Origin of the sequence: Streptomyces sp. NPDC046465 (assembly GCF_040646035.1) — a bacterium.
In the GTDB taxonomy this organism is placed as follows: Bacteria; Actinomycetota; Actinomycetes; order Streptomycetales; family Streptomycetaceae; genus Streptomyces.
In genome coordinates this window covers 64,591-87,647 of sequence record NZ_JBEYZK010000012.1, presented here as the reverse complement: position 1 = coordinate 87,647, position 23,057 = coordinate 64,591, and the positions used below count along the sequence as shown (strand labels likewise).

Genomic DNA, 23,057 nt, shown 5'->3' with positions numbered 1-23,057 from the left:
TGCATCCGCGCGAAGATGACGTCTTCACCACTCCACCGGAAAGGTGGTGAGTGCCGTGCGCCGGCGCATCATCATCGTCACTGCCGTCCACGCGCCCTCGGCCCCCTTCCTGCCGGACGCGTACGCGTCGCTCCGCGCGCAGGAGCTCCCCGAGGGCTGGGAGTGGCACTGGATCGTCCAGGAGGACGGCACGACCGACCAGGTCGCGCCGTACGTCCCGGACGACGACCGGGTGACGTTCCGGCAGGGGCGGTCCGGCGGCCCCGGCGTCGCCCGCACCATGGCCCTCGCGCACGCCGACGGCGCGTATGTGAAGGTCCTGGACGCCGACGACCGGCTCACCCCCGGCGCGCTCGCCCGCGACCTCGCGGCCCTTGAGGGCAACCCGGACATCGGCTGGGCCACATCGCGCGTGCTCGACCTGCTGCCCGACGGCTCGACGGTGGGCTTCCCCGGCGACCCGGAGCACGGCCCCGTCGAGCGCCGGACCGTGCTCGACCACTGGGCGGCCCACGACTACCGGGCGCCGGTCCACCCCGCGACCCTCTTCGTACGCCGCGATCTGCTCGTCGCCCTGGGCGGCTGGATGGCGCTTCCGGCCTCCGAGGACACCGGTCTGCTGCTGGCCCTCGACGCCGTCGCGCGCGGCTGGTTCTCGTCCGAGGTGGGCCTGCTCTACCGCAAGTGGGAGGGCCAGGCGACCGGCCAGAGCGCGCACGTCGACACGGGGGAGCGCGGGGCGCGCATGGCGGTGGCGGAGGCGCGGGCCAGGGCGCTCGCCGCAACCGGCTGGCGCTTCCCGGCCGACGAGGCCTGAGTCAGTCCAGCGTCTCCGCGTCGATCCGCGAGAAGACCAACTCGGTCTCGCCGACGACCGGTTCACGCCACCGCACCGGAGCCAGGGGGCGTCGGATCGCGCCCGGGTAGCTGTCGGCGGCGTACTCATTGACCAGCCGGTACGGGTGGAAACCCGCCTCCCGCATGGTCGTCATCAACTCGTCCACCGAGTCGCCGAGCTGCTCCATCCGGTCGGGGGTCACCTCCACGGCGATCTCCACGTCAGGGCGGAGGCGGTCGAGAGCCGGGGCGAGGCCCCTGATGACGCCGCCCTCCGCCCCTTCCACATCGATCTTGATCACCCGGGCCCGAGCGATCTCGTCGGGTTCGAGCAGGTCGGGCAGCACGCTCGCCTCCGTCTCGAAGGTCGACTCGGCGGGCCCGTCGTACGGAACGATGCTGTTCGCGCCCATGTTGTGCGAGCTGGCGAGGATGAACGTGAGCGGCTTGCGCTCGTCCGACACGGCGGCGTTGACCGCGCGGATGTTGGCGCACCCGTTCAGTTCCGCGTGCTGGAGCACCCTCCGGTGGAAGGCGGGCGCGGCCTCGATCGCCACGACCCGGCCCCCGGCGCCGACGAGCCGGGACCCGAGCACGGCGAAGTAGCCCACGTTCGAGCCGACGTCGACGAACACGTCCCCGGCCCCGAGCCGCCCCCGCAGCCACCGCGTCATATGGGGCTCCCAGGCCCCGAACAGATACACGTAGCGCTGGATGAGGTCCTGGGTGTCGACGGCGAACCGGAGCCCGTGCCGGTCGGCGACGACGCGGCGGCGGGGGTTCTCCCGGAGCCGCGGGTTCAGGAACCGGGCGGCCAGCGCGGCTTTGCCGAGGGTGCCGGGCGCGTCACGCACGTACCGGCGGCCGAGCGTGACCAGCGTCTCCGAGAGGGGGGTGGGCATCCGGTCGCCTCTTTCGTCGGGGTCGGATGAACCGTATCCGCCCGGCGTGGGCCGCCTACCCGCCGGTCCGGTCGAACGGCAGGTCCAGCATGCGGATGGCGTTCCCGCGCAGCAGCTTGTACGCGATCTCCTCCGGCAGGTGGCCCACGTGGTCGGCCGCGACGTCCTTGGTGTGCGGCCAGGTCGAGTCGACGTGCGGGTAGTCGGTCTCGAAGGTGGCGTTGTCGACGCCCACGGTCTCGATCGCCTCGATGCCGTGCTTGTCGCGGAAGAAGCAGCAGAAGATCTGCCGGTAGTAGTACGTGGACGGGGGCTCCGGGATCAGGTCCTTCACGCCGCCCCAGGCCCGGTGCTCCTCCCACACGTCGTCGGCGCGCTCCAGGGCGTACGGGATCCAGCCCATCTGGCCCTCGCTGTACGCGAGCTTGAGCCGAGGGAACTTCACGAGGACCCCGCTGAAGAGGAAGTCCATCATCGAGGCCATCGCGTTGTTGAAGGAGAGCGAGGCCTGCACCGCGGGCGGCGCGTCCGGGGAGGCGGCGGGCATCTGGGACGACGACCCGATGTGCATGTTGACCACGGTCCCCGTCTCCTCGCAGGCCGCGAAGAACGGGTCCCAGTAGCCGGAGTGGATCGACGGCAGGCCCAGATAGGTGGGGATCTCGCTGAAGGTGACGGCCCGCACCCCGCGGGCGGCGTTGCGCTTGATCTCGGCGACGGCGAGGTCCACGTCCCAGAGCGGGATCAGGCAGAGCGGGATGAGCCGCCCGCCGCTGTCGCCGCACCACTCCTCGACCATCCAGTCGTTGTAGGCGCGGACGCAGGCGAGCCCGACCTCCTTGTCCTTGGCCTCGGAGAAGGTCTGCCCGCAGAAGCGCGGGAAGGTCGGGAAGCAGAGGGACGCCTCGACGTGGTTGATGTCCATGTCCGCGAGGCGGGCCTTCGGGTCCCAGCAGCCGCGGCGCATCTGCTCCCGGGTGATGCCGTCCAGCGTCATCTCGTCCCGCGAGAAGCCGACGGCGGCGATGATGCGCTTGTACGGGAAGATGCTGCCCTCGTACTCCCACCAGTCGGTGATCTGTCCGGCCGGGTCCGTCGTGAACTTGTACTTGCCGCCGATGTACTCAAGATCGCCGATGCCCGCGGTGAAGGGCTTCGGTCCCCGGTCGCGGTACTTGGCCGGGAGCCACGTCTCGAAGAGGTGCGCGGGCTCGATCACGTGGTCGTCCACGCTGATGACCCGGGGGAGTTCCTTGCTGCCGACCTCGCTGTTGTCCACTGCTGTGCCCCCTACTGCCTGCCGGTTTCCTCGACCCATATCTGACGCTCCATCAGATTCCATCGGACCGAGGTTATGGCCTCACCGGAGCGACGGCAAGCGCGGACTCTTGCGCGTTCCGGCCCGATCCGCTGAACTGACGCTCCGTCAGTTGGTCCAGTTGGCTTGGGAGGGCGCTCGATGCGGACGATCTGGCTCAGCGGAGCCGAGTGGCTGGCCGTGCTCCGGATCGGGCTCGGCCTGTGGTGGCTGGAGAGCTGGCGCCACAAGGACAAGAAGGAGTGGTTCGGCGGCGGCGGGATCGGCTGGGCCGCAGGGATCGCGGAGAAGCACCGGTGGCCGGTCGTACGCGAGGGGTTCAACACCGTCGTGAAGCCCCGGCCGCGCCTGATGGCGTACGTCGTCGCCTACGCCGAACTGGCCCTGGGCCTCGGCCTGATCGTCGGCTTCCTCACGCCGATCGCCCTGGTCGGCGGCCTCGTCCTCAACCTGATCTACCTCGTCCTGATGATCCACGACTGGGCCGAGCAGGGCCAGAACTTCACGATGGCCCTGGCATCACTCGTCGCCCTTTTCGCCATGAGCTGGCAGACGTGGTCGCTCGACGACGCGTTGGGGCTGTTCCTGTAGCCCCGTTCAACAACCGGCCACACGCGTACGGGACTTCGTTGGAGTCGAAGCAGATGAGGAGACAGCCATGAGCGACCGCACACCCGACTTGCCCGACCTGCCCGACCTGCCCGACCTGGAGGCCGGGGCGCCCGACGCCTCCCCCGAGGTGCGACTCCGCGCCCTGCACGCCGCTCGCGCCGCCAGCGCCGCCTCCCGCGCCGCCGCGATCTCCCACTACATCGAGCAGCACGAGACCGATGGGACGGCGCGGGAGAACCTCGTCTGGAAAGCCGCGCACGCGGCCCGCGTCTCCGTCCAGGCCCTCGCCGTGCTCGCCGAGTCCGCCCCCGACCCGGCGGCGGACTCACGCTGCGCGCGCAACGCCGCCGCGGCCGCCGCGCAGGCCGCGCAGGCCGTCCAGGCCGCCCAGACGGTCCAACTGCACGACGGCGAGAGCGAGTCCGCCGCGGCCGCCTGCCGGTCCGCCCTCAAGGCCTCGCAAGCGGCGGCGGCCGCCTCCGGCCGGGGCGCCCTCGGCACGGACGCGTCGCTGAACGCCGCCGCGGACGCGGCCGAGGCGGACGCCGTCACCGCCGCCGAACGCGCGGGCTGGATGCGACCGGGCCAGCGCCTCCCGGAGGTCCCGGCGGGCCTGCGCAGTGCGGAACTGATGGCGATGATGCACTTCTGAGGGCCCCGCACAGGCCGGACCGGAGAACGGGGGCGCGGCACAGATCGCTCGGACGGTGGAATTGCCCGGGTTCATGACGACGGCGGCGCACCCTCGGGGCCCGTTGTGCCGTTTGAGAGATCATGAACAACTCCAAGCGCATGCTCGCCACCCTGACCCTCGCCGCCGCTGCCGCCTCCGTCGCCGCGGCCGTCCCCGCCCACGCCACCGCCACCGCATCCGACGAGGGCCACCGCAGCGTGGGCCGCACCGTCGGCGAGTCCCTGGCCGACCCGGCCGAGACGGGCAAGCAGGTCCTTGAGGGCGGCAAGACCGCGCTGACCGTGACCGATGCCGCGCTGCGGTCCGTGAAGACGAGCTCGCAGAGCTTCAGCCCCAGCTAGGGCCTTTCGTCTGGAAGTCCCGTCTGCCCGCCAGCTCAGGACAGGCCCGTGGGCCGGGGGCAGGATGGGGACGTGCTTACCGTGCTGGTGCTGGTCGGGCAGCCGCAGGCGAGGGATCTGATCGCCCGGATCGAGAGCGTCCCGGACGTCTGCGTCCTGTCCCACACCCATGACAGCGACCTCGCCCTGGCCCGCGCCCGGGTGCTGCTCCCTGACGTGCTGGTCCTCGACCTCAGCGGCTGCTTCGCCGGGGACGCGGCCTCGGTCGTCCACCGGGCGCGCCTGCTCGACCTGCCGAGCGAACTGGTCGTGCACGCGGGCGGGAGCGAACCGGGCGCCCTGACCCACACGCTCACCCGACTGGCCCGCAACCAGCTCGCGTCCTAGAGCTCGGGCCCCTCCTATGGCCCCTAGGGCCCCTAGGGCCTTTCGGCGCCGCGTCGGCTCTGGAGCGTGCGGGCCAGGCGCGGCCCGAGGCGCTGCTTCAGCCAGCGCAGGGCCTGCATCCGGCCGACGGCCTGGTCGAGGTGGAAGTAGAGCTGCGGCGGCACATAAGGCAGCAGCGGCGAGTGGCGCTGGCCGAGCAGCGCGAACATCTGGTGCGGCTCCAGGGCCAGATAGCGCGGCAAATTCTCGTACCACTGCGCGCTGTGCCGGGCGGCACTCTGCACCGGCAGCAGCGCCTGCTTGCGCTCCCGTTCGTACGACGCGAGGACCGCGGGGACGTCCGGCGGCCCGGCGGCGGAGCCCAGCGCGCGGGCCAGGCCCATCGCGTCGCGGAGCGCGAGGGTGGTGCCGGCTCCGATCGAGTAGTGCGTGGTGTGCGCGGCGTCGCCGATCAGCGCGAGGTTGCCGTGCGACCAGGCCGTGTTGGTGACCGTCGGGAAGGTCTGCCACTGGGCGTGGCTCTCGATGTCCTTGCGGCCGAGCAGCGCGTGGCCGTCGAGCAGGCCCGCGAAGTACTTCTCCAGCAGCCGCAGGGTCTCCTCGTTGCCGATCCTGTCGAACCCCAGCGCCGTCCACGTCGCTTCGGAGCACTCCACCACGCAGGTGCTGTGCTCGCCGCTGAACCCGTACGCGTAGCACCAGATCCAGCCGTGGTCGGTCTCGACGAAGGCGAAGGTGAACGCCGTGAACACCCGGGTCGTGCCGAGCCAGATGAAACGGTTGGCGCCCGTGGTCACCCGGGTGCCGAACTCCGCGGCGTGGGCGGTGCGGAGCCTGCTGTGGGCGCCGTCCCCTGCGACGACGAGGTCCGCGCCGGGCAGCTCCGCGACGCAGCTGATCTCCCTGCCGAACTCCAGGCGCACACCCAGGTCCCGGGCCCGCCCCGCGAGGATGGTCCGCAGCAGGTGGCGGCCGATGGCGTGCCCGGGGTCGCCCTCGTGCGCGGTGGTCCGGTCGCCGACGTAGGCGAATCCGCCCCGCCAGCACACGGACCGCTCCTCGATGATCCGTGCGGAGTCGGGGTCGTGGTCGTACAGGTCGGCGAGGAGGTCGGGCCAGTAGGTGACGCCCCAGCCGTAGCTGGTGCCGGCCGCGTGCCGTTCGTGGACCGTGACCTCGTGGGCAGGCTCCCGGAGTTTGGCGAGGATGGCCAGGTACAGGGAGGCAGGCCCTCCGCCGACGCAATCGATCTTCACGTACGCCAACGTATGCGGCGACGTGAGCGGTACGGCCGAAGGCGGCACGGTGTCGTGGTTGTGCCGGTCGTTCTGCCGGACGGATGGGTGAATCGGCGCCTCCGCGGAGCACGCGCGGCGGCCGGTCGGACAACGGTGTCAGCTGTGACTTGTCCGTAGTGGCTGACGTCTCCGGGTAGATCCTGTATACCCGCAGAGAGCAGATCGTTCGCGCCGGTTCGCACACCATGGCGAACGGCGTCCGATGAAGGCCTCTGGAGGTGTGATGGGTACGCCGCCCCACCGTTTGTCGATCACGGCCCTCGCGCGCTCCGACGTCTGTGCCGTGCTGAGGCTCACCGGCGAACTCGACCAGGCCTCCGAGAAGTTCTTCATGGACACGGTGGCCAAGGTGGTCGACGCGAGCCACCGCCACATCATCCTCGACGTGACCGCGCTGACGTTCTGCGACTCCCGCGGCCTGAACTGCCTGCTCGCCCTGCACTGGCTCCTGCGGCGCCGGTCGGGGGACCTGATGCTCGCCGGGGTGGGCCGCCGCCTCGCCACCGTCCTCGAACACAGCGGGAGCACGGCCCTGTTCTCGGCACACACCTCGGTCGGCCAGGCCCTGCGCTCCCTGCCGGAGCCCGCCCGCCCGCACTGGCCGCCAGCCGTCGAGCGCAGCACGGACGAGGGCGTGACGCCACCCACGTAGCACCCGATGGGCACAGCCCGCCTACGCCAGGCGGGTCACCCGAGATGCGATCCGGGCCGAGCACCAGTGTGCTGTCGGACATGGAACACGACATAGCGAGCGTGACAGAAGCCGCCCCCACCCGGCGCCGCGCGCTGGGTGCCGCCGCGGCACTCCTTGCCGGTGGAGCGGTATCGCTGACCACCCCGCGCGTCGCCGTCGCCCAGTCGGACCACGTCTGTACGGGCGGCTATGACGCCGAGTTCGAGGAAGCCCTGGCCGAAGCGGACGACTGGTTCGCTCCGGAGGAGCTGCGCGCCCCGCCGGACGGACCCCGCAGGAAGTACGCGCTGCCTCTGCGCCGCACCTTCCGGGTCTCCGCCCGCTACGGAGTGCGCGGCGACTGGCTCGCCGGGCACCACACGGGCATCGACCTGGCCGTTCCGGAGGGGACGCCCGTCTACGCCGTGGGCGCGGGCACCGTGCTCGTCTCGGGCTGGTCGGGTGCGTACGGCAACGCCGTGACAGTGCGGATGCCGGACGGCCACTACGCCCTCGTGGCGCACCTCTCGCGCGTCTCGGTCCGGGTGGGAAAACGGGTCAGGGCGGGCACGCTCCTCGGCAGGAGCGGGGCGACGGGACGTGCCACGGGCCCGCACCTCCACCTGGAGGTACGGGCCCGCAGGAAGTACGGCAGCGACATCAACCCGGTGAGGTATCTGGCAAGGCGTGGCGTGGACCTTCTCTGACACGCCTCTGACCTGCTGCTACGCGGCCGCCTGGATTACTGGATGGAGGGCAGGGCGTTCGTGACGGGCGCCGCCAGGTCCGTGAGCTGACGCAGCTGGTTGAGCTGGTTGAGGTGGTTCAGGCCCTGCAGCTGATTCGCCATGGTCGGCATCTGGGCGCGGTGCTCCTCGGGCATGCTCGCCGTGCTGAGGTCGTCGAGGGCGCTGAGCGGCGAGAGCTTGCCCGTGTCCTCCACGGGCGCGGATGCCTGGGCTACCGGCGTGGCGAGGGCCGCTGCTCCTGCGGCCAGCGAGACGGCGGCGATGAGTCGTCGTGCTGATGTCATGTCCTCACAAACGGCTGAATGCCATGAAGGACACGGGTTTTGCATTGCCCTCACTCCCCTCGCACCACTGTTGCGCTGATCGGGTTGAACGACCGCATGACGCGTTCCCCCCCGGCCGGAATACCGTTCCGCCGAAATCGAAATTCCACAGTGGCATTCGAACCCGGGGTGCCGTGACTTCGCCTTGACAGCAGCCGTTAGAAAACATGCGGCTGCGTGTAGGCAGTCGCTCTGTCCAAGTAAAAGGAGAACGTGATGTCTCGCATCGCGAAGGCAGCCGTCGCCACCCTCGGCACCGGAGCCGTCGTCCTCAGCGGCGCCGGCCTGGCCGTGGCGGACGCCGGTGCGCAAGGTGCAGCCGTTGGCTCCCCCGGTGTGATCTCGGGCAACCTCATCCAGGTCCCGCTGAACGTCCCGGTGAACGTGTGCGGCAACACCGTCGACGTCATCGGTCTGCTGAACCCCACGTTCGGCAACAAGTGCGCCAACCCCGGTGGCGACCACCACGGTCACCCGGGCCACCCCGGCGGCTACGGCAGCTGATCAAGCCCAGGCCCGGCCCCCGGTGCGCGTTCCACCGGGGGCCTCGCCATGTCCGGGGGCCTCGCCAGGTCCGGCCGCCCGGCCCGATCCGGACGAGGGGCCCTAACCGCCGTAGGTGTACCGCCCCTTGTGCGAGAGCAGGCCGTCCGGTGCGGCGTCCCACGGCGGCATCGGCTCGTGCCGGGCGACGATCCGCCCGTACTGGACCGATCCTGGGCCCGGAGGCCGCGCCGGAAGATAGGGCGCCGAGCCGGGGTGGCGGCGCTGCCACCGGTCCCACAGCAGGTCCACGAAGGCGTGGTTGAGCCAGAACACCGGGTCGTTCACCGAGTCGCCGCCCAGCATGTGACCGCCGACCCAGCGGTGGACGCGGTTGTGGTTGCGCCACCGCTCCTTGCCCCGCGCCGACGTCCAGCCCTCCAGCTTGTTGCGGAAGCCCGCGGGCGAGGTGGAGTCCCAGGGCGCCGTGTCGTAGCGGGGGTCGGACATGGCCCACTCCACGTCCCGCGCGGTGGGCAGGTCGACGGGGTCCTGCGGGCGGCCGAGATCCCGCATCAGGAACTCCCCGTCGGTGACGCTCTCCTTGATGTCCCAGTGCCCGCTCCGGTACGCGAAGGGGCCGGTCATGACCTGCCGGTCGGAGCGCCGCCCGTTGCCGCCGAGCAGGTCCGCGCCCCACACGGACGACGCCGGGGTACGGTCCTTCGTCCAGTCCCAGTAGGGCACGGAGACACCGGGGTCGATCCGCTGCAGGGCTCGCTCGAACTCGAGCAGGAAGCGGCGGTGCCAGGGGAAGAACGAGGGCGCCATGTGCGCGACCCTGAGCCGCTCGTCCCCGTCCGACACGTAGAAGTCGATGTGCGTGCGCACGAACTCGTCGTACTCCCCCCGCCGTTTGAGCTTCAGGAGCGCGTCGACGAAGCGCCGCCGCTCGGCTCGGGTGAGGCTGCGCTGGTTCTTGCGCGTGTAGGCCATGTCCGTCCCTTCCGCGGTCGGGGGGGTACGCGGCCGGATCAGTGGCCGCGACCGCTCAGAGCCCGCAAGGGGCCGAGTTCGTCGACTGCCCCCCGGGCGGCGGCCAGCGGGGTCGCGTACGACTCGTAGTGGTCCACCATGCTGAGGTAGCCGCCGTCCGCCCGGCGCATGAGGGCGAGCCGCTGCCCGTCGACGGTGACCTGCCAGCCTCCGTGCGCGGGACCCTCTTGGTGGACGATCGGCTCGCCCTGGATGCGCCTGCCCCGGTACACCTCGTCGAACGGCGGGTCGTCGAACGGCGGGTCGTCGTACGCGGCGGCCGGTGGGCCCGGGGCCGGTGCGGGCGGATCGGGTGCGGCCCTGAAGATGGCGGCGGCGCCGAGGAACGCCGTGGCGGCGGTGCCGATGAGGTGGCGGCGGGTCACCCGGTCGACGAGGCGCGCGCCCGGCCCCTCACGTTCCGATTCCCATGCGGGTGCGGGCTTCTTCATGGCGCTCGACTCGTCCTTTCGCATCGCACGGCCGTTCAGCCGGTCCAGAACTCCCACCAGCGCGTCAGAATGAGCATGCCGATGACACCCCCGTGCAGAACGGGCAGCGTCCAGGTGAAATCGCTCAGGAAAGAGCGCACACCCCGGGGAGCGGGCAGGAATCCGCAGCGCACATTGTGCGATGTCACGTACCAGAACATGACGATGGTCGCGGCCCAGGCCAGACAGCACCACAGACAGAGGGAATGAATGCGGTAGAGGGACTGGAATTGCAGCCAGCCGCAGAATGCGACACCGAATACGGTGCCCGCATTGAAGGTAAGCCAGTACCAGCGGGGAAAGCGTGCGCCGCCGAGCAGCCCGGCGCCGACGCAGATCACCACGGCGTACGCGACGAGGCCCAGCATCGGATTGGGGAATCCGAAGGCCGCCGCCTGCTCGCTCTTCATGATGTTGCCGCAGGCGACCACGGGATTGAGGCTGCACCCGGGGACGAAGTCCGGGTCCTCCATCAGTTTGATCTTGTCGAGGGTGATGACCCACGCCGCGAGCAGTCCCGCCGCGCCGGTGACGACCAGGAGCAGGCCGAACAGCCGGCCCGCCGCTTGCTCCCGAGGCCGGTCGGCACCGGACCCCGCGGCGGGCGCCACGCCAGGGCCACCGACGGCCTGGAGCGGTACCCGGTGCGGCAGTTCGGCGGTGCGGCGCATCAGCGCAGGCTGCGCGCGGGCAGCAGGCAGTGGGCGGCGTTGAGCATGGTCTCCTCGTCGCCGGCGAACCCGGCGAGGCTCTCCTCCGGCACGGGCTCGCCCGGCTTGGCCTCCGGCCACGCGCGCGTGGTGATCATGAAGTAGGCGTGGCCGCGCAGCTTCACGGCGGCGAGCCACTCCGGCGGCACCCCGCAGTGGGCGTTCAGGTGGGGCATGTTGACGACCGCGTTGTCGCCCTCGACGAGCAGGCTCACCGGCAAGGAGGGGTTGCGGGCGCCGTCGAGGAGGGGGCCGCCGATGGGCAGGCCCGTCTGGGCGAGAAGAGTGCGCAGCGCCTGGGCCGTGCCCTCCGGGCCGCTCTCGGTGTCGCCGAGGGAGTAGGCAAGCAGGAAGGGCATGTCCTTCTCGTCCTCGGGGTGTTCACCGCTCCAGGCGAGAACGGCGAGGGTGCCCAGATCAGTTGCTTGGAAGGGGCGCTGCTCACTGGAAGTTGAGGTCATGAGGGGAACCGTATAGACGCGAAGGGGCCGGTCCTGCGCCGTTGTCACCCGTGTGGCCCAGCCCGAGGACGCCATCACACGATGGGGTCACCCGGTCGGCGCCCGTGCGACCCCACGGCCGAACTCCCGTCCGTGCCGCGCGCCGCGGCACCCCTGGCACGGAACAGGAACAGAAGGCTCTACTTGCCGAGGGGGACTCCGCCGAGGAGACCGGCGGGGCCACCACCTGAGTTCAGGGCGTCCACGGCGTCGGCGACCGTGTTGACCACGGAGTCCTTGTTCTCGGTGTCGAGCATGTTCGTGCTCACCGGCTTGGTGTCGAGGAGCGACTGGCCGGTCAGGGTGTCAAGACCACCGTTCAGGCTGGAGGGCGTCAGGTCGCCGGCGAACGCGGGCGCGGCGGAAGCGGCGATGGCGATCGAACCGGCAAGGACAGCGGCAGCCTTCAGGGCCTTCATCATGTTCCTTTCTTTGGCAACGCGTGTCGCCTGTGGGAGAACCGTTCAGGCATCGATTTGCCTGGTTTCTCTCTTCTCCCCGGCTAACGAGCACGGCCCGGTACGGAAACCCCTGTGGTCAAAAGTTCTGACGGCCCGACAGGGGTGGTGGGCGACGTGACGTGGGTTCAGGCCCCGGGCGCCTTGGGCAGAGTGGCGACGGCGAAGTTGACCAGGCCCGTGACGACCGCGGGGACCTGCGCGAGCACGGCCTTGGGGTCACCGGCCGTGACGGCCTTGAGCAGGCCGTCGACCGCCTTTTGCAACGCGGCCACGGCGTCGGCCTTGGGGTCGAGCAGGGCCTTGGGGTCGAGCAAGCCCTTGGCGTCCCGCTGCGCCCCGGCGGCCGGGAGCTGCGCGGCGGGGAGCTGGGTCGCCGGGAGCTGGGGGAGCGCGGCCGGGTCGGCGGCGGTACTGAGGGGTGCCTTGGCGGGGGGCTTGGCGGCCGCGTCGAGCGCCTTCTTGATGGCGTCGGCGTGCTTCTTGATGTCCTCGGGGGAGAGCTTGTTGTCCTTCGCCTTGAGCACCGCCGTGAGCAGATTCGTGACGGGGGTGATGACAGCACCGAGAACGCTCAGCTGCTGGACCTGGGCCAGCAGGGCGGCCGGGTCCGCGGGCGCGCCGGACGCGGTCCGGACGTCGTCGCCGGAGGCGTTGGCGTCGGCGACGGCGACGGCGTTGGCGTTGGCGTGCGAGGCGAGGGCCGGTCCGGCCGCGCCGAGAACCAGCGTCGCGCACAGGGCGGTGGTCGCGATACGCCGTACGGGCAGAGCGCGCATAGGTGTTTCCCTTTCGGTGATGCGTCAGATCTTGTGATCACCGTGGGATCGGGCACCGCCACCCGCAACCGAGCGGCCGCGCACCGTAGCGGCCATTCCTTCGCGGAGGGAGCATCCGCGCAGGTGAGAAGTAGATGTGACGGACAGTCGGCAAAGGGTGGCGCGCCCCCCATTCGGGGCACGGCCGGGCGCGGGCCACGACGGCCGGGTGCCGCCCCGGTACGCGGAACGGCCGCCCCCGTCAGTGCGGGGGCGGCCGTTCCAGTCAGACGGTGCGTCAGTCGTTGGCGCACTGGTTGCCGAACGCCGGGTTCAGCAGACCGATGACGTTGACGCTGTTGCCGCAGACGTTGACGGGGATGTGGACCGGCACCTGCGCGGCGTTGCCCGAGATGACGCCGGGCGAGTTGGTGGCGGCACCCTGCGCGCCGCTGTCGGCGGTGGCGACGCCCGCGGATCCGGCCACGGCAGCGGCGGCGGCGACGGCGGACAGGGCAAGAGCCTTGGTGGTACGCGACATGGAGTGCTGCTCCTTGGTGATGTAACGAGGGACGGGAGGGATACCCGTCTAGGGGGATCAACTGCTCAGCGTGGCGGCGAGTTGTGCGCCCAGACGGGTGATGCTGCGGGGGATCCATTGCGGTGACGGTCCGTCGGCCGCCGACCCCGCGGGACCTGCGCTCCTTCCGTGCTGACGCGGGCCGTGCCTGACCTCGCCCAACTGCCGCGCCCTTCACCGTTCCGACACACGCGCCGAGGTTGACCGAGCGACCCGCTTCAGGGGCTACAGTTGCGCTTCCCTTTAGGGAAATCCACTCATATGCGGCCATATCCGTACAAAACATGAATTATCCATCTCCGCTGTGGTTCGCCCAGCGGTAGCACCTCGCTCCGCACCGGCTCCGCGCTGTCACTGACTCAAGGGAGTCGCGCATGCCTCTGCCTTCAGCACTCGCTCCCCCGCGGGTCCTGCACGTCAGCCAGCCCGTGGACGGCGGCGTGGCACGGGTCGTCGTCGACCTGGTCACGGCGCAGGCCGCGGCCGGCGCCGACGTCCACGTCGCCTGCCCGCCGGAGGGCTTACTGCCCCGGGCCCTCGCCGACCTCGGCCCCGGCGTACGCCTCCATCCCTGGGCGGCCTCCCGCTCCCCCGGGCCCGGCCTCAGGACCGAGACGAGGGACCTGAAGCGCATCGTCGACGCGGTGGGCCCCGCGCTCGTCCACGCGCACAGCGCCAAGGCCGGGCTCGCCGCGCGGCTCGCGCTGCGGGGGGCCGTGCCCACCGTGTTCCAGCCGCACGCCTGGTCGTTCGAGGCGGTCGGCGGCGTCACCGCGTTCCTCGCCCGCCGCTGGGAACGGAGCGCGGCGCGGTGGACGACGCGCATCGTCTGCGTCAGCGAGGCCGAGTGGGGCACCGGGCGGCGGGCGGGCATCACCGGCTCGTACACGGTGATCCCCAACGGCGTCGACACCGGCCGCTTCACGCCCGCCGTCCCCGGCCGGGCGCCCGGCGCGCGCGTTCCCCTGGTGGTGTGCGTCGGACGGCTCTGCCGTCAGAAGGGGCAGGACGTGCTGCTGCGCGCCTGGCCCGCGGTGGCCGCGCAGGTTCCCGAGGCCCGCCTCGTACTGGTCGGTGACGGGCCCGACGGCGACCGGCTGCGCGCCCGCGCCGGGCCGCGGGTGGCCTTCGCCGGGGAGGCGGCCGACGCGGCCCCCTGGTACCGGGCGGCCGACGTCGTCGTACTGCCCTCGCGCTGGGAGGGCATGGCGCTGGCGCCGCTCGAAGCCATGGCCTGTGCCCGTCCGGTCGTGGTCACCGACGTGGACGGGGCGCGGGAGAGCCTGCCGCACGCCCACCGCGCGCACGCCCTCGTACCGCCGGAGGATCCCGCCGCGCTCGCGCGGGCCCTGGTCGCCGTGTTGCGGGACAGGGAGCTGCGGGAGGCGCTGGGGCGGCGGGGCCGACAGCACGTACTGGACCACCACGACGCACGGCACACCGCGGCCGCCATCGACGCGGTGTACGGCGAGGTTCTGGGCACGGCGCCCACCGGACACAGGGAGTGCACCACCACGTGAGTGCCGAACGGACCGTCGCCTCCTCATCGGGTCAGTCACGGCAGGACACCCAGGCCCCGCCCGGGACCTTCGTCGTCGCGCCACGCGAAGCCATGGGCACCCGCGCCGGAGCGTCGGCGCCGCGCCCGGCCCGCCGACGGCGTTCGGCGGCCGCGCTGATGGCCGTCGACTGCGCCGCCGCCCTGCTCGCCCTGCTGCCGCTCCAGGAACCGCGGCAACAGGCCGTCCTGGCCCCCCTGCTCGTGGCCGGTGTGCTGATCCTGAACGGGCGGGGACGCCTGTACGAGGACGCCGTGCTGCCCGACGCCCTCGGCAGGCTGCCGTCGCTCGCCGGGCGGACCGTGCTCGGCTGGTATCTCGCCGCGGTCCTCGCCGCCGCGCTGCCCGTCGCGGAGCCGCTCGCCCCCGGGGCCCTCCTGCGCGCCGCCGCCGCGCAGTGCCTGCTCAGCTTCTGCGGGCGGGCCCTCGTCCACTGGTACCAGCGGTCCCGCACCGTGCGCAGACCCCGCCCGGTCCTGGTGCTCGGGCCGAGCGGCGCGGCCCGCGGAGTGGCCGCGGCGCTGCTCCGGCGGCCCGGCTGCGGCATGCGTCCCGTCGGCATCGTGAGCGAGGCGGCAGAAGACCGGCAAGACAGGCAAGACCGGCAAGACAGACAGGACAGACAGGACAGACAGGACAGACAAGACCCAGCCGACGAGGCCGATACGGCGTCAGGAGCCGGGCCCGAGCTGCCGGTTCTGCGCACGGCGGACGAGCTGCACCGGGCGGTGATCCAGAACGACGTCCGCGCCGTGCTGCTCCTCGCCGACCGCGGGCCCGGGTCCACCGGCTGGCTGCCGGTGCTGAGCGGCCTGGACTGCGACCTGTGGGAGCTCGACGCGCGCTGCCCGGACGTGGCGCCCGAGCCCGGCGGTCCCCGGGAGTACGTGGCCGGATTCCCCTGCCGCCCGCTGGTCGCCACCCGGCCCCGCGGGACCGGCATCGGCAAGCGGCTCCTGGACATCACCGTGTCGGGCGCCCTGCTCCTCGTCGCCGCGCCGGTGCTCGCGGCCTGCGCCCTGGTGCTGCGGGCCGTGGAGGGCCCCGGCGTGATCTTCCGGCAGGAACGCGTCGGCAAGGACGGACAGTTGTTCACCCTGCTGAAGTTCCGGACCCACCGGCCCGCCGACCCGCAGGAGGCGGCGACCCGGTGGAGCGTCGCCGACGAGCGCCGGATCAGCCCGTTCTGCCGCGTCCTGCGGGGCACCTCGCTCGACGAACTGCCCCAGCTGTGGAACGTACTGCGCGGCGACATGAGCCTCGTCGGCCCACGGCCCGAACGCCCCTTCTTCGTCGCGCAGTTCAGCCAGACCCACCCGAACTACGCCCAGCGGCACCGGATGCCGACCGGCATCACCGGCCTGGCCCAGATCCACGGCCTGCGCGGGGACACCTCCATCGAGGACCGATGCCGCTTCGACAACGCCTACATCGACAGCTGGTCGTTCTGGCAGGACCTGTGCATCCTGCTGCGCACCCTCGGCTGCCTCGTACGCCGCACGGGGAGCTGAGCAGTGACCCACATCCCCTCCCCGCCGGTCCCCGCCCTGCCCCGGCCCCACCCGCTCGACGTGCTGCTGCCGTGGCTGCGACACAACGCCCCCGTCCTCCCGGTGGTGCTCCTGATCGCGCTGCTCGCGCTGCCGGTGCCGTCGGCCGAGGGCGCCTCGGCCGACGGCACCGGGACCGGCACCGTGGCCGACGCCGTGTCCGCCCTCGTCGTCGGCTACTGCGTGGTCCGCGCGGTACGGGCCCGGCAGCGCACGCTGACCCGTACCGCCGCGGTGCTCTTCGGGCTGCCGGTCGTCGGCATCACCGTGGCCGCGTTCGGCGCGTCGTCCGCCGCGACCGGCGTCGCCGGGGCCGCGCGCTATCTGCAGATCTTCGTCCTCGTACCGGTGGCCGTGCTGCTCCTGATCCGCGACGCGTCCCACTTCCGCCTCCTCGCCCGGTCGTTCGTCGGGCTCGGCCTGTGGCAGGGCGTCATCGGCGTGCACCAGTTCCTGACCGGCACCGGCGCCTCGTACATGGGCGAGGACATCCGCGCCGTCGGCACGTTCGGCTCCACGGACGTCATGGGGATGGCCACGGTCGTCTCGTACGGGCTCGTCTGCGCGCTGGCCCTTGCCCACCGCCCGGGGGCGCCGCGCCAACGGACGGCGGCGGCGGTGTGCGCGGCGCTCCTCGCCGTGCCGCTCGCCCTGTCGTTCAGCCGCGGGGCGTGGATCGCCACCGCGGGCGCCTGCGGCACGGTGCTGCTGCTCGCCGGGGTGCGCCGGGCCTGCCGGGTCCTGCTCGTCGCGGGCGCGGCGGCCGTCGTCCTGGTGGCGGGGCTCGGCGTCGGCTCCGCGATGCTCCAGGAGCGTTTGAGCAGCATCACCCAGGTCACGGACGCCCCCGACCAGTCGGTCACCGACCGCTACACGATGTGGGCGGCGTCGGCCGACATGTGGCGCGCGCACCCGGTGACCGGCGTGGGCCTGAAGGGGTTCCCCGAACACCGCGACAGCCACGCCTCGCTGGCCCTGTCCTCGGGCAGCGACACGGCGGGGGCCGGCAGCGGCTTCGTCCGCCAGCCGCTGCTCTCCCCGCACAACATGTACCTGCTCGTTCTCAGCGAGCAGGGACTGCTCGGCCTCACCGCGCTGGTGGGCGCCTGGGCGGCGCTCGTGGTGTGCGGGGTGCGCCGCTGGCACCGGCAGCGGGCCCGGCGGGGCAGGCCGGGCGGGCCGGGCGGGCCCGACCCCGACTGCGCGCTGGTCGCCTGCGGGCTCCTTGTCTGGCAGTTGACCGACTTCATGTACGCCGACATCGGCGGGCCCTCCACCGTCCTGACCGGGGTCGCCTTCGGCGTCGCGGCCTGGTGGGCGGTCGGCGCCCGTGGCCGCCGGGGAGAGGCGGTCACGCGATGACGACCGTGCCGCCCCGGGCGGCGCCCGACCCGGTCGCTCCGGTCGCTCCGGTGGCTCCGGTCGCTCCGGTCACCGCCGGGCCCGGTGCGGGCCGGGGCGACGAGAAGTCCGGCGGCTCGTTCCTCGCCAAGGCCGCGCTGGTCACGGCCGTGCTCTCCGTCGCGGGGTCGCTCCTCGGGCTCGTCCGCGACCAGGCGCTCGCGCACTTCTTCGGCGCCGGGACCGACACCGACGCCTTCCTGGTGGCGTGGACGCTTCCTGAGCTGGCCGCGACGCTGCTCATCGAGGACGGCCTGGCCTTCTTCCTCGTACCCGCGTTCAGCCTCGCGCTCGCGCGCCGCGCGGACGCCCCGGCCACCGACCCCGTCCACGAGCTCGTCCGGGCGTCGCTGCCGCGGATGGCCCTGTGGTTCGCGGGCACCGCCGTCCTGCTCATCGCGGCGGCGCCGTACGTGGTGGCGGTGCTCGCCCCCGGCCTGCCCGACCCGCGACTGGCCGTCGACTGCACCCGGTTGACCGCCACCTGCGCCCTGACCTTCGGCCTCACCGGCTACTGCAGCGCGGCCCTCCGCGCCCACCAGCGGTTCGTCGCGCCCGCCACGGTCTACGTCGCCTACAACACGGCCATCATCGCCGCCCTGTTCGCCCTTGCCGCGCCGCTGGGCGTACGGGCCGCGGCGGTGGGCGTGGCGGTGGGGGGCGCCCTCATGGCGGTCGTGCAGGCGCCTTCGCTCTGGCGGCAGTTGCGGGCGGCGCCCGTACCGTCCCGGGAGAAGGCGGCGACACCGGACCGGTCCACGTCCCTCCAGACCGCGATCATCTGGACCGTCCTGCTCTTCGCGCTGTGCCGCCAGTCGCAGGTCCTCATCGAGCGGTTCCTTGCCTCGTCGCTGCCCGCCGGAGCCATCTCGCATCTGAACTACGCGCAGAAGGTCGCGCAGATGCCGATGGCCCTCTCCCTCATGCTGTGCACCGTCACCTTCCCCGTGGTCGCGCGGGCCCTGGCCGACGGCGAGACGGAGCGCGCCCGCAAGCGGGTGGAGCGCGACCTCGTCCTCGCCGGGTGCATGGTGCTGCTCGGCACCGCCGCGGTCATCGCCGCCGCGCGCCCGCTCATCGAACTCCTCTTCCAGCGGGGCGCCTTCACCGCGCGGGACACCGCCGCCACCGCGTCGGTGATGCGCGTCTACGCCCTCGGCCTGCTCGGCCACACGCTGGTCGGCGCGCTCGCCCGCGCCCACTTCTCCGTCGCCCGGACCACCTGGATCCCGCTCCACGCGATGGTCACCGGCGTCGTCACCACCGCGGGCCTCGGCTTCCTGACCGTCGGCACCTGGGGCGTCCGCGGGATCGCCGGGGCCAACGCGGCCGGTATCTGCGTCGCCGCGCTGCTCCTGCTGCGCGGCATGGGCCCCCGCACCGTGGCGATCAGGACGCGCGCCGTCGCGGGGCAGCTCGGCAGGCTCGTGCTCGCCGCCGCGGGCGCCGCCGCCCTGGGCGCCCTGTGCGCCGAGCAGGTCGCGGGGCCGCCCGTCCTTGCCGTCCTCGCGAGCTTCGCGGCGGTGACCGTCTCCTTCGTGCTCCTGGGCCTCCTCCTGGGGGCGCAGCCCTGGGCGTCCGCCCTTCGCACCGTGACCGGAAAGCTGCGCCATGTCCGTTGACCTCACCCCTGACACCCCGCCCGGCACGGAGCCGTTCCTGCGGTTCCGGCCGCCCCGCACCCCGGCATGGGTGGCGATGTACCACTCCGTCGCGGACCCCTCCGACGACCCGTACGAGATCACCGTCGCGCCCGAGCGCCTCGCCGCGCAGCTGCGGTGGCTGCGGCGCCAGGGCCTGCGCGGCGTGTCGATGAAGTACCTCCTGGAGGCGTGCGCGCGGGGCCAGGAGCACAATCTCGTCGGGCTCACCTTCGACGACGGGTACCGCGACTTCGTCGACCACGCGCTGCCGCTGCTGCGCCGCCACGACTGCACCGCCACCGTGTTCGTGCTGCCGGGCCGCCTCGACGGCGACAACGCCTGGGATCCGCTCGGCCCGCGCAAACCGCTCCTCGGTGCCGACGCCATCCGGCACGTGGCCGAGTCCGGCATGGAGATCGCCTCGCACGGTCTGACCCACGTCGACCTCACCGCGGCCGACGACCAGGTGCTCCGCCGCGAGCTCGACGGCAGCCGGGCGGCGCTGCACGAGCTGACCGGCTGCGAAGTGCAGGGGTTCTGCTACCCCTACGGGCACGTCGACGAGCGCGTGACGGCCGCGGTACGGGAGGCCGGGTACCGCTATGCCTGCGCCATCGCGCCGGGCCCCCTCGCCGGTCCGCTCGCCCTGCCCCGCGTCCACATCGGCCAGGGCGACACCGCCTGGCGCCTGCGTCTGAAGCTGCGCACGAACCGGCTCAGGCACCGCGTCATCGACCGCTCGGCGGTGGCCGGGTGAAGGTCCTGCACATCATCACGGGGCTCGGCGTGGGCGGCGCCGAGCAGCAACTGCGCCTCCTTCTGCGCCACTTGCCGACCCCGTGCGACGTCGTCGCGCTGACCAACGCGGGCACCGTGGCCGCCGGGATCGCGGCCGACGGGACGCGCGTGACCGAGCTCGGCATGTCCGGCAACCGTGACGTGGCGGCGCTGCCGCGCCTGGTCAGGATCATCCGCGCGGGCGAGTACGACGTGGTGCACACGCACCTCTACCGGGCCTGCCTGTACGGGCGCATCGCCGCCCGGCTCGCCGGGGTGCGCGCGGTGGTGGCCACCGAACACTCCCTGGGCGACTCGCAGATGGAGGGGCGCCCGCTCACCGCGGGGGTCCGCGCGCTGTATCTGGCCGGGGAGCGGCTCGGCCGGATGACGGTCGCGGTCTCCCCCGCCGTCGGGGCGCGGCTGCACCGGTGGGGCGTGCCGCGCCGCCGCATCCGGGTGGTGCCGAACGGCATCGAGGTGGAGCGGTTCCGTTTCGATCCGGCCGCGCGGACCCGTACGCGCGAACAACTGGGGCTGCCCGAGCGGGCGTTCGTCGTCGGTGGCGTAGGGCGCCTTGCCGCCGGGAAGCGGTTCGACGTGCTCCTTCGGGCGGTCGCCCGGCTCCCCGAGGACGTCGTCGTCCTGCTGGTGGGCAGCGGCCCCGAGGAGCCGGGACTGCGGCGGCTCGCACAGCGGCTCGGCATCGAGGAGCGGGTGCGGTTCGCGGGCGAGGCTCCCCAGTTCGCCGCCACGTCGCCCCTGGACAGCGGCGCCGTGCCCGATCTGCCCTCGCTCCTCTCCGCCATGGACGCCCTCGCCTCCCCCTGCCCCGAGGAGGCGTTCGGCCTGGCGCTCGTGGAGGGCCTGGCCAGCGGTCTGCCCGTGCTGTACGCGTCCTGCCCCGCCCTGGAGAGCCTCGCCCCCGCCGAGCGGTCCGGCGCCGCGTACTGCCCGAGCGACCCGGACTCCTTCGCGCAGGCCCTCCACGGCCTGCGCGGCGACGTCCCCCCGCACCGCGGCGCCCCGGCCGCGGTGCGCCACTACAGCATCACCCGAAGCGCCGAGCAGCTGATGGGCGTCTACGCGTCCGTCGCGCCCGGCCCGACCCCGGAGGTGAACCCCCGATGAGCGACTCCGCGAACGAGCGCCCGCGCACCGACGTCCTGCGAGCCCGGCTCGCGCAGCTGCCCCGCTGGTGGGCCCTGCCGGCGTGCGCGGCTCTCGGGGTGGTGGCCGGCGCCGGGTACGGCCTGCTCCAGACCCCGCAGTACACGGCCACGAGTTACGTCGTCGCCGTCCCGCAGGAGAAGGCGGACCCGGCGACGGCGCTCGGGTTCGCCCAGGCGTACGGCAGGGTGGCGACGCAGCTCGCCGTGCTCGGCGACGCCCAGGTGGCCGCGGGCATGTCGCCGACCGAGCTGCAGGACAGCGTGAAGGTGGTCACCTCCCCCGACGCGCCGATGATCGCGGTCTCGGCGACCACCGCCAAGCCGTCGTCCGCCGCCCTCACCGCCAACGCGGTGGCGCAGTCGCTCGCCAGGAGCGCCAACCACTCCAAGGACAGCACCCAGGTCAAACTCCTGGCGTTCTCCCGCGCCCTGGAGCCCAACTCCCCCTCCTCGCTCTCCACCGGCGTGACGGTCCTGGTCGGCGGGTGCGCGGGCGGGCTGCTCGGCGGCCTCGCGCTCCTTGTCCGCCCCCGTACGCGCAGGGAGAAGTCGCCCGGCCCCTCCGTCCCCGGGCCCGCGTCCGCCCTGGTGCGGAGCGCCCCGTGAGTGCGCCGGACGAGGAGTTCCCGCAGACCGCGCGGACCGCGCAGGCCGCGCAGACCGCGCAGGCCGAACTCTGCGTGGACGAGGACGAGTTCGAGGCGCTCGCCGAGCCGTGGGGGCGGCTGTACCGGGCGTGTCCGGCGGCGACCCCGTTCCAGAGCCACGCGTGGCTGTCGTCCTGGTGGCGGTCGTACGGCCGCCCCGGCGCGCTGCGGGTGGTCCTGGTCCGGGACGGCGGGCGGCTGATCGCCGCGGCGCCGCTGATGCGGGTGGACCGGCCGCTGCCCGCGCTGAAGCCGCTGGGCGGCGAGATCTCCGACTTCACGGACGTCCTGCTCGACGGCGCGTGCCGTGAGGAGGCGGCGGACGTGCTCCTCTCGGGGATGTACGCGCTGGCCCGTACCGCACTGGTCGACTTCGGGGAGGTCCGGCCCGGCGCCTGCGTGGAGACCCTCTACGAGCGGTGGCCAGGACCGCGCCGCACGCTGCGGGACTCGCCCTGCCTGGAACTTCCCGGGCTGCCGATGGACGAGCTGCTCAAGCGGCTGCCCGCGCCGCGCGCCCAGCGCGCCCGGGCCAAGATGCGCAAGCTGGCGGCGCTCGGGGTGGAGAGCCGGGTCGTGCCCGTCGACGAGGTGGAGACCTCGGTGCGGACCCTGCTGCACCTGCACCAGCTGCAGTGGCAGGGCCGCAAGGTGACCGCCGAGCACCTCCAGCCGCGCTTCCACGAGCACCTGCTCCGCTCCATGCGGCCGATGGTCGCGGCCGGGGAGGCGGTGGTGACCGAGTTCCGGCTTGACGGCGAGGTGCTCGCCGCCGACCTGACGCTGCTCTCGGGCACGCTGGCGGGCGGCTATCTGTACGGCGCCCATCCCCGGCTCAGGGAGCGCAAGGTGGACGTCGCCACGATGCTCCTGGACGCGTGCACCCGCCACACCGGCGGCGAGCACCCGCGCGCGCTCAGCCTGTTGCGCGGCGACGAGCCCTACAAGCACCACTGGCGGCCCGAGCCGGTCCACAACCGGCGGTTCCTGCTGGCCCGCAAGCGCACCGTGCCGCTGGTGTGCGCGGTGGCCTGGGGCGCGTCGGGGCGCGAGTGGGCGAAGCGGCGGCTGCGTGAGCGCGCCGCGCGCCGCGGTGGCGGCACCCCGACGTGACAGTCGTGACAGTCGTGACAGTCGTGACGGGGTCCCACCACCGCGG

The 23,057-nt window shown here is 72.8% G+C and carries 27 protein-coding genes; 16 read left to right on the top strand and 11 right to left on the bottom strand.

Annotation, left to right across the window (positions count from 1 at the left end; translation table 11 throughout):
- Window positions 1-55 precede the first annotated feature (55 nt).
- Window positions 56-817, top strand: a complete 762-nt coding sequence (locus ABZ953_RS20005) for a glycosyltransferase (protein WP_361725383.1) — start codon at window positions 56-58, stop codon at window positions 815-817.
- Between the two features lies 1 nt (window position 818).
- Here ABZ953_RS20005 and ABZ953_RS20000 read toward each other — a convergent pair whose 3' ends face one another.
- Window positions 819-1,739 carry an FkbM family methyltransferase gene (locus tag ABZ953_RS20000; RefSeq protein ID WP_361725380.1) on the bottom strand — a complete coding sequence of 307 codons (921 nt, stop codon included), beginning with the start codon at window positions 1,737-1,739 and terminating at the stop codon, window positions 819-821.
- A gap of 55 nt (window positions 1,740-1,794) precedes the next feature.
- A complete protein-coding gene (locus tag ABZ953_RS19995) occupies window positions 1,795-3,018 on the bottom strand; it encodes an amidohydrolase family protein (RefSeq protein WP_361725377.1) in 1,224 nt (407 codons plus the stop codon).
- Window positions 3,019-3,198: 180 nt separating this feature from the next.
- On the opposite strand from ABZ953_RS19995, the gene ABZ953_RS19990 reads away from it, so the two are divergent.
- The 4 genes from ABZ953_RS19990 to ABZ953_RS19975 all read left to right on the top strand — a co-directional run bounded on the left by ABZ953_RS19990 (window position 3,199) and on the right by ABZ953_RS19975 (window position 5,091).
- Window positions 3,199-3,648, top strand: coding sequence for a DoxX family membrane protein (locus ABZ953_RS19990; RefSeq protein ID WP_361725374.1), 450 nt, complete (start codon window positions 3,199-3,201; stop codon window positions 3,646-3,648).
- A 67-nt stretch (window positions 3,649-3,715) separates the two neighbouring features.
- Window positions 3,716-4,321 (top strand): hypothetical protein, encoded by a 606-nt coding sequence (locus ABZ953_RS19985; protein WP_361725371.1) that lies wholly within the window; start codon window positions 3,716-3,718, stop codon window positions 4,319-4,321.
- A 122-nt stretch (window positions 4,322-4,443) separates the two neighbouring features.
- Window positions 4,444-4,704 carry a hypothetical protein gene (locus tag ABZ953_RS19980; RefSeq protein ID WP_361725368.1) on the top strand — a complete coding sequence of 87 codons (261 nt, stop codon included), beginning with the start codon at window positions 4,444-4,446 and terminating at the stop codon, window positions 4,702-4,704.
- A 72-nt stretch (window positions 4,705-4,776) separates the two neighbouring features.
- Window positions 4,777-5,091, top strand: a complete 315-nt coding sequence (locus ABZ953_RS19975; protein ID WP_361725365.1) for a hypothetical protein — start codon at window positions 4,777-4,779, stop codon at window positions 5,089-5,091.
- Between the two features lie 32 nt (window positions 5,092-5,123).
- Here ABZ953_RS19975 and ABZ953_RS19970 read toward each other — a convergent pair whose 3' ends face one another.
- Window positions 5,124-6,347, bottom strand: a complete 1,224-nt coding sequence (locus ABZ953_RS19970) for an FAD-dependent monooxygenase (RefSeq protein WP_361725362.1) — start codon at window positions 6,345-6,347, stop codon at window positions 5,124-5,126.
- 265 nt (window positions 6,348-6,612) lie between these two features.
- On the opposite strand from ABZ953_RS19970, the gene ABZ953_RS19965 reads away from it, so the two are divergent.
- Both ABZ953_RS19965 and ABZ953_RS19960 read left to right on the top strand, forming a co-directional pair.
- Window positions 6,613-7,041 (top strand): STAS domain-containing protein, encoded by a 429-nt coding sequence (locus ABZ953_RS19965; protein ID WP_361725359.1) that lies wholly within the window; start codon window positions 6,613-6,615, stop codon window positions 7,039-7,041.
- Window positions 7,042-7,121: 80 nt separating this feature from the next.
- Window positions 7,122-7,769 carry a M23 family metallopeptidase gene (locus ABZ953_RS19960; protein WP_361725356.1) on the top strand — a complete coding sequence of 216 codons (648 nt, stop codon included), beginning with the start codon at window positions 7,122-7,124 and terminating at the stop codon, window positions 7,767-7,769.
- Window positions 7,770-7,804: 35 nt separating this feature from the next.
- Here the strand turns inward: ABZ953_RS19960 and ABZ953_RS19955 are convergent, their stop codons facing one another.
- Window positions 7,805-8,095 carry a hypothetical protein gene (locus ABZ953_RS19955; RefSeq protein WP_361725353.1) on the bottom strand — a complete coding sequence of 97 codons (291 nt, stop codon included), beginning with the start codon at window positions 8,093-8,095 and terminating at the stop codon, window positions 7,805-7,807.
- Window positions 8,096-8,350: 255 nt separating this feature from the next.
- Between ABZ953_RS19955 and ABZ953_RS19950 the strand changes: the two genes are divergently transcribed.
- Complete coding sequence (locus tag ABZ953_RS19950; RefSeq protein WP_361725350.1) at window positions 8,351-8,638, top strand: chaplin; 288 nt, start codon at window positions 8,351-8,353, stop codon at window positions 8,636-8,638.
- Between the two features lie 102 nt (window positions 8,639-8,740).
- Here ABZ953_RS19950 and ABZ953_RS19945 read toward each other — a convergent pair whose 3' ends face one another.
- The 7 genes from ABZ953_RS19945 to ABZ953_RS19915 form a co-directional block, all read right to left on the bottom strand.
- Window positions 8,741-9,613 (bottom strand): tyrosinase family protein, encoded by an 873-nt coding sequence (locus ABZ953_RS19945; protein WP_361725347.1) that lies wholly within the window; start codon window positions 9,611-9,613, stop codon window positions 8,741-8,743.
- 38 nt (window positions 9,614-9,651) lie between these two features.
- Complete coding sequence (locus ABZ953_RS19940) at window positions 9,652-10,104, bottom strand: tyrosinase family oxidase copper chaperone (RefSeq protein ID WP_361725344.1); 453 nt, start codon at window positions 10,102-10,104, stop codon at window positions 9,652-9,654.
- Window positions 10,105-10,139: 35 nt separating this feature from the next.
- The gene (locus ABZ953_RS19935) at window positions 10,140-10,814 is read right to left on the bottom strand and encodes a vitamin K epoxide reductase family protein (protein WP_361725341.1); all 675 of its coding nucleotides are present in this window, start codon (window positions 10,812-10,814) and stop codon (window positions 10,140-10,142) included.
- A complete protein-coding gene (locus tag ABZ953_RS19930; RefSeq protein WP_361725338.1) occupies window positions 10,814-11,314 on the bottom strand; it encodes a DUF5949 family protein in 501 nt (166 codons plus the stop codon). The genes ABZ953_RS19935 and ABZ953_RS19930 overlap by 1 nt, the downstream gene beginning before the upstream one ends.
- Before the next feature lie 179 nt (window positions 11,315-11,493).
- Complete coding sequence (locus ABZ953_RS19925; RefSeq protein WP_361725896.1) at window positions 11,494-11,772, bottom strand: hypothetical protein; 279 nt, start codon at window positions 11,770-11,772, stop codon at window positions 11,494-11,496.
- A gap of 167 nt (window positions 11,773-11,939) precedes the next feature.
- Window positions 11,940-12,590: a hypothetical protein gene (locus ABZ953_RS19920; RefSeq protein ID WP_361725335.1), complete on the bottom strand. Its 651-nt coding sequence runs from the start codon at window positions 12,588-12,590 to the stop codon at window positions 11,940-11,942.
- Window positions 12,591-12,867: 277 nt separating this feature from the next.
- Complete coding sequence (locus ABZ953_RS19915; protein ID WP_361725332.1) at window positions 12,868-13,110, bottom strand: chaplin; 243 nt, start codon at window positions 13,108-13,110, stop codon at window positions 12,868-12,870.
- 413 nt (window positions 13,111-13,523) lie between these two features.
- Here ABZ953_RS19915 and ABZ953_RS19910 point away from each other — a divergent pair, with 413 nt between their 5' ends.
- The 8 genes from ABZ953_RS19910 (at window position 13,524) to ABZ953_RS19875 (ending at window position 23,011) form a co-directional block, all read left to right on the top strand.
- The gene (locus ABZ953_RS19910) at window positions 13,524-14,669 is read left to right on the top strand and encodes a glycosyltransferase (protein ID WP_361725329.1); all 1,146 of its coding nucleotides are present in this window, start codon (window positions 13,524-13,526) and stop codon (window positions 14,667-14,669) included.
- Window positions 14,666-16,219, top strand: coding sequence for a sugar transferase (locus ABZ953_RS19905; RefSeq protein ID WP_361725326.1), 1,554 nt, complete (start codon window positions 14,666-14,668; stop codon window positions 16,217-16,219). The genes ABZ953_RS19910 and ABZ953_RS19905 overlap by 4 nt, the downstream gene beginning before the upstream one ends.
- A gap of 36 nt (window positions 16,220-16,255) precedes the next feature.
- Window positions 16,256-17,620, top strand: coding sequence for an O-antigen ligase family protein (locus tag ABZ953_RS19900; protein ID WP_361725893.1), 1,365 nt, complete (start codon window positions 16,256-16,258; stop codon window positions 17,618-17,620).
- The gene (locus ABZ953_RS19895; protein ID WP_361725323.1) at window positions 17,617-19,281 is read left to right on the top strand and encodes a lipid II flippase MurJ; all 1,665 of its coding nucleotides are present in this window, start codon (window positions 17,617-17,619) and stop codon (window positions 19,279-19,281) included. The genes ABZ953_RS19900 and ABZ953_RS19895 overlap by 4 nt, the downstream gene beginning before the upstream one ends.
- On the top strand, window positions 19,271-20,059 hold the full coding sequence (locus ABZ953_RS19890; protein WP_361725320.1) for a polysaccharide deacetylase family protein: 789 nt from the start codon (window positions 19,271-19,273) through the stop codon (window positions 20,057-20,059). The genes ABZ953_RS19895 and ABZ953_RS19890 overlap by 11 nt, the downstream gene beginning before the upstream one ends.
- Entirely contained in the window at window positions 20,056-21,210 is a 1,155-nt protein-coding gene (locus ABZ953_RS19885; protein ID WP_361725317.1) for a glycosyltransferase, read from the top strand. Before ABZ953_RS19890 ends, ABZ953_RS19885 begins: the two co-directional genes overlap by 4 nt.
- Window positions 21,207-21,857 carry a lipopolysaccharide biosynthesis protein gene (locus ABZ953_RS19880; protein WP_361725314.1) on the top strand — a complete coding sequence of 217 codons (651 nt, stop codon included), beginning with the start codon at window positions 21,207-21,209 and terminating at the stop codon, window positions 21,855-21,857. The genes ABZ953_RS19885 and ABZ953_RS19880 overlap by 4 nt, the downstream gene beginning before the upstream one ends.
- 74 nt (window positions 21,858-21,931) lie before the next feature.
- Entirely contained in the window at window positions 21,932-23,011 is a 1,080-nt protein-coding gene (locus tag ABZ953_RS19875; protein WP_361725890.1) for a GNAT family N-acetyltransferase, read from the top strand.
- The last annotated feature ends 46 nt before the right edge of the window (window positions 23,012-23,057 follow it).

What these genes read in the sequence shown, in the direction of transcription:
- ABZ953_RS19920 (WP_361725335.1), bottom strand. Translation starts at nt 12,590, where the DNA reads ATGCGCGCTCTGCCCGTACGGCGTATCGCGACCACCGCCCTGTGCGCG.
- ABZ953_RS19955 (WP_361725353.1), bottom strand. Translation starts at nt 8,095, where the DNA reads ATGACATCAGCACGACGACTCATCGCCGCCGTCTCGCTGGCCGCAGGA.
- ABZ953_RS19980 (WP_361725368.1), top strand. Translation starts at nt 4,444, where the DNA reads ATGAACAACTCCAAGCGCATGCTCGCCACCCTGACCCTCGCCGCCGCT.
- ABZ953_RS19940 (WP_361725344.1), bottom strand. Translation starts at nt 10,104, where the DNA reads ATGAAGAAGCCCGCACCCGCATGGGAATCGGAACGTGAGGGGCCGGGC.
- ABZ953_RS19890 (WP_361725320.1), top strand. Translation starts at nt 19,271, where the DNA reads ATGTCCGTTGACCTCACCCCTGACACCCCGCCCGGCACGGAGCCGTTC.
- ABZ953_RS19965 (WP_361725359.1), top strand. Translation starts at nt 6,613, where the DNA reads ATGGGTACGCCGCCCCACCGTTTGTCGATCACGGCCCTCGCGCGCTCC.
- ABZ953_RS19915 (WP_361725332.1), bottom strand. Translation starts at nt 13,110, where the DNA reads ATGTCGCGTACCACCAAGGCTCTTGCCCTGTCCGCCGTCGCCGCCGCC.
- ABZ953_RS19985 (WP_361725371.1), top strand. Translation starts at nt 3,716, where the DNA reads ATGAGCGACCGCACACCCGACTTGCCCGACCTGCCCGACCTGCCCGAC.
- ABZ953_RS19895 (WP_361725323.1), top strand. Translation starts at nt 17,617, where the DNA reads ATGACGACCGTGCCGCCCCGGGCGGCGCCCGACCCGGTCGCTCCGGTC.
- ABZ953_RS19960 (WP_361725356.1), top strand. Translation starts at nt 7,122, where the DNA reads ATGGAACACGACATAGCGAGCGTGACAGAAGCCGCCCCCACCCGGCGC.
- ABZ953_RS19950 (WP_361725350.1), top strand. Translation starts at nt 8,351, where the DNA reads ATGTCTCGCATCGCGAAGGCAGCCGTCGCCACCCTCGGCACCGGAGCC.
- ABZ953_RS19990 (WP_361725374.1), top strand. Translation starts at nt 3,199, where the DNA reads ATGCGGACGATCTGGCTCAGCGGAGCCGAGTGGCTGGCCGTGCTCCGG.
- ABZ953_RS19910 (WP_361725329.1), top strand. Translation starts at nt 13,524, where the DNA reads ATGCCTCTGCCTTCAGCACTCGCTCCCCCGCGGGTCCTGCACGTCAGC.
- ABZ953_RS19925 (WP_361725896.1), bottom strand. Translation starts at nt 11,772, where the DNA reads ATGAAGGCCCTGAAGGCTGCCGCTGTCCTTGCCGGTTCGATCGCCATC.
- ABZ953_RS20000 (WP_361725380.1), bottom strand. Translation starts at nt 1,739, where the DNA reads ATGCCCACCCCCCTCTCGGAGACGCTGGTCACGCTCGGCCGCCGGTAC.
- ABZ953_RS19935 (WP_361725341.1), bottom strand. Translation starts at nt 10,814, where the DNA reads ATGCGCCGCACCGCCGAACTGCCGCACCGGGTACCGCTCCAGGCCGTC.
- ABZ953_RS19945 (WP_361725347.1), bottom strand. Translation starts at nt 9,613, where the DNA reads ATGGCCTACACGCGCAAGAACCAGCGCAGCCTCACCCGAGCCGAGCGG.
- ABZ953_RS19930 (WP_361725338.1), bottom strand. Translation starts at nt 11,314, where the DNA reads ATGACCTCAACTTCCAGTGAGCAGCGCCCCTTCCAAGCAACTGATCTG.
- ABZ953_RS19880 (WP_361725314.1), top strand. Translation starts at nt 21,207, where the DNA reads ATGAGCGACTCCGCGAACGAGCGCCCGCGCACCGACGTCCTGCGAGCC.